At 65.5% G+C, this 5,763-nt stretch carries 5 protein-coding genes and 1 pseudogene; 1 reads left to right on the plus strand and 5 read right to left on the minus strand.

The window, feature by feature from the left end:
* The 3 genes from ON27_RS43295 to ON27_RS45950 all read right to left on the minus strand — a co-directional run.
* Window positions 1-1,202 (minus strand): 2-oxoacid:acceptor oxidoreductase family protein (locus ON27_RS43295; protein ID WP_043735153.1); only part of this gene is annotated, 1,202 nt, incomplete at its 3' end.
* Between the two features lie 435 nt (window positions 1,203-1,637).
* Window positions 1,638-2,687 carry an LLM class flavin-dependent oxidoreductase gene (locus ON27_RS40165; RefSeq protein WP_157227411.1) on the minus strand — a complete coding sequence of 350 codons (1,050 nt, stop codon included), beginning with the start codon at window positions 2,685-2,687 and terminating at the stop codon, window positions 1,638-1,640.
* Window positions 2,688-2,909: 222 nt separating this feature from the next.
* Window positions 2,910-3,200, minus strand: a complete 291-nt coding sequence (locus ON27_RS45950; protein ID WP_157227412.1) for an FAD-dependent monooxygenase — start codon at window positions 3,198-3,200, stop codon at window positions 2,910-2,912.
* Window positions 3,201-3,383: 183 nt separating this feature from the next.
* Here ON27_RS45950 and ON27_RS45955 point away from each other — a divergent pair, with 183 nt between their 5' ends.
* Window positions 3,384-3,713 carry a hypothetical protein gene (locus ON27_RS45955; protein WP_043735162.1) on the plus strand — a complete coding sequence of 110 codons (330 nt, stop codon included), beginning with the start codon at window positions 3,384-3,386 and terminating at the stop codon, window positions 3,711-3,713.
* Here ON27_RS45955 and ON27_RS41710 read toward each other — a convergent pair.
* On the minus strand, window positions 3,681-4,184 hold the full coding sequence (locus ON27_RS41710) for an IS5 family transposase (protein WP_245560329.1): 504 nt from the start codon (window positions 4,182-4,184) through the stop codon (window positions 3,681-3,683). The genes ON27_RS45955 and ON27_RS41710 overlap by 33 nt on opposite strands.
* A gap of 277 nt (window positions 4,185-4,461) precedes the next feature.
* Window positions 4,462-5,704: pseudogene (locus tag ON27_RS29910) on the minus strand (IS701 family transposase).
* Window positions 5,705-5,763 lie beyond the last annotated feature (59 nt).

Below are 5,763 nucleotides of genomic sequence, written 5' to 3' on the forward strand. Positions count from 1 at the left end.
ACCCCAACAAGCCGTGGGCGACGCCGGAGTACATCGGACAGCAGATGCAGAACCGCTTCAAGCTGTTCGCCTTCCTGCAGATCGTCTTCTCGGCCGACGCCGCCATCGCGGTGGTGAACGAACGCGGCATTCCGGTGCTTGCCCTGCTCGGGGACGCGGACGAGATCATCGAACTCAGCCAGCAGCAGACCTACGCCGAGACTCTGCCGCGCGCCCAGTTCAACATCGTGCCCGCAGGCGGACACGACCTGCAGAACACGGCGTCGGCCGACTTCGTCACCCTGGTGGAGAAGTTCGTGGCGGATTCTCCCGCCTGATCGCAACGAATGTCGGCAGCGTCGAGGCGCTGCCGACATCGTCGTGATCACCGTGTCCCGATGTCCAGGGCCTTCCGGCACGGCCGCGGCCTCCGCCGCACGGATCCGCTCCACTAAGGTCGCGTAGTCGCAGGCATAGTCACGGTTCTGATAGGCGATCAGTTCGGGCACGCGGACCTCGAGCACCGCCGCGAGCGGGGAACCCGGCGCCGTGCGTACGTGCGACATGATGGCCTCGCTCCCCTCGATGACCGTCCGTTGTGTCGCTGTGTGGCGCATGGCCCCCAGCGCGGCATTCAACGCCTGCGGCGCGGCGACGGCCTGTCTCCCTCGTCGGAACGCCTGGATGTTCTGCTCGATTCGCACCTTTCCGAGACGGACGGCTTCCTCGATGTGCGCGGCGGACAACGGGATTCGTCCGGCCTGATAGGCGGCGCCCAACAGCAGGACATTCGCGAACTGATCACTGCGGAACAGAGTGGCGGCGATATCGCGCGCATCGAACGCGATCGGTTCCGCGCCTTCGGTTGCCGCCCGAATCGAGCCGAGCAACTCGTCCACCGGCGGATAGCTGACGTCGGGGTCGATCACCATCGCCCCGGTCGGCACCTTCGTCATCGATACGACCGCAGCGGTGCGGCCGGGGCGCGCTGCGGTCAGGTAGCGCGGATCCGCGGCTACCAGCAAGTCGCAACCCAGGTAGAGATCGCATTGGCCCTCGCCGACACGGTTCGCCTCGGCAACGAACTCGGAGAAGATCTTGACATCGGAGACCACAGCGCCGCCCTTCTGCGCGAGACCCGTCTGATCGACTTGACGGTCGTCCATGAGCACGGTCAGACCGTGGCACCCGATGCCCGCGCCGACCAGCGAGCCGTCGGGCACCTTGGTCGAGCAGTTGTGGGGCAGCCGGAGCAGAAGGGGAACTGCTGGGCGCACCGGAGCACATGACGTGGGTCAGGCCGTACTTCGTCGGCTGACCGTCACTCCTGACAGGGCGATGTCGATGTGGATGAACACAGTCCCCACGTAACGGTGGACGTCCACGCCCCCTATCGATGCAGATCACGCGATCAGCGCGTGATCTGCGTCGATAGGTCTGTGGGCGGCTACAGTTCGGACGGTCCGAGGTGGTTCGCGGTTCGTGCTGGACTTCACGCTGGAATGCCGGACGCATGACCACGACCGCGCAGTGTGCGGCATTCGCGAGCCTGTCCCGGTATGCGTCGGTCGAATCTTCTCGAACGACGCCACTGCGTAATTCTACGCCGGTGGTCACGCGCCCTTCCTGGCGTCACATGTCCCATGCCCTTCGTAGTTTCAGATGCCGCGTTCGGCGGCTTCAGCCTCCAACACCGGGCGCACGTGTTCAGCGAACAAGCGCATCGTGCGATGAACGTCTTCGGTGCGGGTACCGGGCGGACGCACCTCGATGACGACATGAGTGATCAGTCCGCGTTCCCCTCGGACGACAGGCAGGAATCTCTCGATGACCTGGTCGATGGTTCCGACGGTCGGTGTCGCGAAGGAAACCGGTTCCCCCGTCTCGGCACCGTGACGCAGTGTCTCCATGGAGATCCGCTCCGATTCCGGCGGTTGGTTGCCGTCGAGGTCCTTGCGCAGCGCGTAGACGTTGCTGACCCACTGGCACGGCTCGCCGACGGCCTGGAAGGCCTGTTCCCACGTATCCGCGATGCTGACGAAGTCGACGAATCCGATCAGGTACTCCTCGGGACGACGGCCCTGTTCGGTGGTCACCCGCTGATATGTTCCGGTGAGGTCGGGGGCGATCAGGTGATAGCCGCGTTCGGCGGCTTTCTGCACCCCTTGCGGTCCGAAGCCGCCCCACAGGATGGGAATGCGCTTCTGCACCGGCTGCATGATCCACCGCACGTCGGGGAAGTCGAAGTACTTACCCTTATGGCTGAACTCGGCGGTCGCCCCGTGCAGGCACTTCTCGATGACGTCGATCGCCTCCCAGGTCCGTCCGAAGCGTTCCTTCGGATCGACGCCGAAGGTGTTGAACTCTTCCCATTGCGAGCCGACGCCGATACCCAACTCGAAACGCCCGTTCGAGGCGATGTCGACCGCGGCGATGTCCTCGGCCAGCCGTATCGGATTGTGGAACGGCGCACAGATCACCGAGGTGCCGATCCGAATTCGCGACGTCCGCGCGGCAACCGCCGCGGCCATGGTCAACGGAGAGGAGTTGCCCGACGCGAAACTGAAGTGGTGCTCACCGAAGTACACGGCGTCGTATCCGAGTTCCTCGGCCAGCACCGCGTCGTTCACGTAGTTCCACCAGGCATCTGCCGCCGATTGGCCGAGGTCGCGGCGCTGACGGGGCCCGCTGACGATGGAAAACCGCACGATCGGTCCTCTTTCCTTGAGTTGTGGCAGCATCTCATTGCTACTAAAGTATCATGAACGATGTTTTGAAACTTCAGTTCGGCCGAGCTGCGGACTTCGACGGTTCGATTCGCGTTCCGGACTCTCGAATCACCGGCGCGGAGCCTGGTCGGACCGTGTACGCCTCCGCCAGATGGCGCGAACCGGCTGGGGATTCGGCCACGGATCGCAGCTCCACAAGCGTTACCGGAGCGAGTGCCCCTTTCCAGGGCCTCGGCGAGCAGCCGCCCATCCGCGAAGGCGACGTCCGACCGAGTCCTCGAACTCGATACGATGATCGGCGCCCTCGAATCGCAGACGAATTCCTCTGCGTTCCTGTCCATCTCGCAGAACGCGGTCGGAGACACCGGCTTCGAACAACATCCGCACGTTGCCACCTTCGAGTACGCCGTTGCGTACGCTCGACCTGACGCGCGTGCGGAGATCGATGACGATATTCGCGATGCCGGCCGCGGCCAACAGATGCGAGACCATCAAACCGGCAGCGCCGGCTACCGCGGTCCCACTCAGCGGAATGGCCAACGATTCGGGCTCGCTGCGACGCCTGTGGTCGTCATGCGCGGAGTATCGCTTCGAACCGACGAGCCGCAGGACATCCAAGGGTTCCTAAATGAAATATTACTGATAAACTGTAGATGTTTCAGTAAGGAGGCGCACATGACCGCTACGCTCGGATTCGACACCCGCACGCCCGGCTGCGTTCCCGCACACCGTGTAGCCACCCCGAACAGCCCCCGTGACGGCATGCCGCGCTCGGGCGGGCACGCGACCGACACGAATCCCCTCGCCGCCGACGGCGACGTCCACATTCGTATCTGGTTGGCCGAGGTGTGTTTCGACTATCTCGCCACCGCCGCCGCGGCTCACATGCTGACCCTGGACTGGGCTCGGCGACAGTGGTTCGCCATCGAATTGATCTTCGAGATGACCGATGCGGATCATCTGCTGCCTCGACTACCCTGCGAACGTCTGTTCTCCGGCCCCTGAAATACACACGACAGCTTGCTGGTCCACCCGCCCCGACAGCGCCCCAACCCCGTGATAGGCCGGCTCGCGTTCACCAGGTCCAGCTGGCGGTTCGGCCTGCCGGTCGCTGTCGCGGCGGGCGCCAGCAGCGTGCTGGTGGGCCCGAGTGATCGTGGAGTCCACACTGACCTGGCAGTCGATCACCCCGGCCGCGTCGGCCAGCACCTGCAGCGATGCCACGATCGCCGCCCACGCGCCGGCTCGCTGCCAGCGTCGGAACAATCCGTAGACCGCTTGCCAGGACCCGTACTCGGCGGGAACGTCCCGCCACGGCACCCCGGCCCGGGTACGCCACCGAATGCCGTCCCTGAGCTGCCGTTTCGTCCACTTCGGCGGGCGTCCCGTTTTCTTCCCGCGAGGCAGCAACGGCTCCAACCGCGACCACTGGGCATCGGTCAGATCCGCCCGCCCCGCCACCGCTACGCTGGGCACGAGGTCTCCGGGACTATTCAGGTTTGCTTGGTCGCTAGCCCGAAATACCGGAGACCTCACCCATATGCCGAAGCGGCCAACAACTTTCACCGAACATGCAGATGGGTGGCACCGCACAACGGTTCCACCCATCACTTCACTTCGAGACAGAACCTAGTAGTGCTTTGTTAGGTGTGGGGTGGTTGTGTTCGGGCTGGTAGGGGTTGGTGGCAGGTGTGGCAGTGCCCGGTCCAGGTGGCGAGTAGGTGTTGGAGTCGGCGCAGGACGGCGTAGAGGGTCAGGTCTGCGCAGGGGCTTTTGGGGTGAGGCGCAGCGTGGTGCAGATTGCCTGGGCGATGGAGGTGAGGGTGACGTGGCGGTGCCAGCCGAGCCAGGATCGGCCTTCGAAGTGGTCCAGGCGAGGCCGTCTTTGAGTTCGCGGTAGTCGTGTTCGATGCGCCAACGGATTTTCGCCAGCCGCACGAGGTCTCGTAACGGGATGCTTGATGCCACGGTGGCCAGCCAGTAGTCGGTGGGTTCGGCCGCGCCGGTGGCCATTCGGCCAGCAGCCAGCATGCGGGAAGGCTGCCGTCCGGTCCGCGGGTGATGTTGCGGTTGGCCGGGCGCACCCGCAAGGCGAGGAACCGGGAGCGCATCACCGCGCCCGGGTTCGATGCGGTGTGGCGGGAGCCGCGCCGCCAGGTGACGAACCGTCCCGCTGAGCGGCCGGTGGTGATGATCATCGTCTTGGCGGTGACGGGCTTGTCGGGGTAGTCGGTGCGAGTTGGGGGTCGCCCGAATCCGGAGTAGGTCGGTGGCACCGGTTCAGCGGTGGCGGGGTGGACGCTGGTCGCCGCCGAGACCGCCAGGACGTAGGTCAGGCCGCGGTCGGTCAGTCCGGCGCGGAAGGCGGTGCTGTCGCCGTAGGCGGCATCGGCGATCACCGGCCGGGCGGGCATACCCCAGCCGAGGACCTCGTCGAGCATGTCCAGCGCCAGCCGCCACTTCTCCCGGAACCGAGCGTGGTCGGGAATCGCGCACCGTGCGCGCCGTGCGGTGATCTGTTCGGCTTCGTCCGGGTCGGTGGCGGTGTGGTCGTCCCAGGACTTCGGGAGATACAGCCGCCAATCCAGTGCGGCCGAGGCCCAGTCGGTGACCGCGTGCACGCTCACCCCGATCTGGCAGTTCCCGCGTTTGCCCAAAGCCCCGCAGTACATTCGCGCCACACCCGGTGATGCCGTCCCGTCCTTGGGAAACCCGGTGTCGTCGACCACGAGGGCGTGGGGGTCGACGAACCGCGCCGCCCACCCGGTCAGCCGGGCCCGGACCTGGGTGTGGTCCCAGGTCGAGGTCGTCACGAACTGCTGCAACTGCTGATGATCGACCCCGAGCCGCGCCGCCATGGGCTGCATCGACTTGCGTTTACCGTCTGCCAGCAGGCCCCGCAGGTACAGCTGCCCCTTGGCTCGTTGGTCCCGGCGGGCGAACCCGGCGAACATCTCGGCGGCGAACTCCTCGATCACCGGACGGACCACGTCCATCTCCTCGCGCAACACCATTGCAGCACAGCACACCCCGGCGCATCTAACAAAGCACTACT

Source organism: Nocardia asiatica NBRC 100129 (genome assembly GCF_000308415.1).
In the GTDB taxonomy this organism is placed as follows: Bacteria; Actinomycetota; Actinomycetes; order Mycobacteriales; family Mycobacteriaceae; genus Nocardia; species Nocardia asiatica.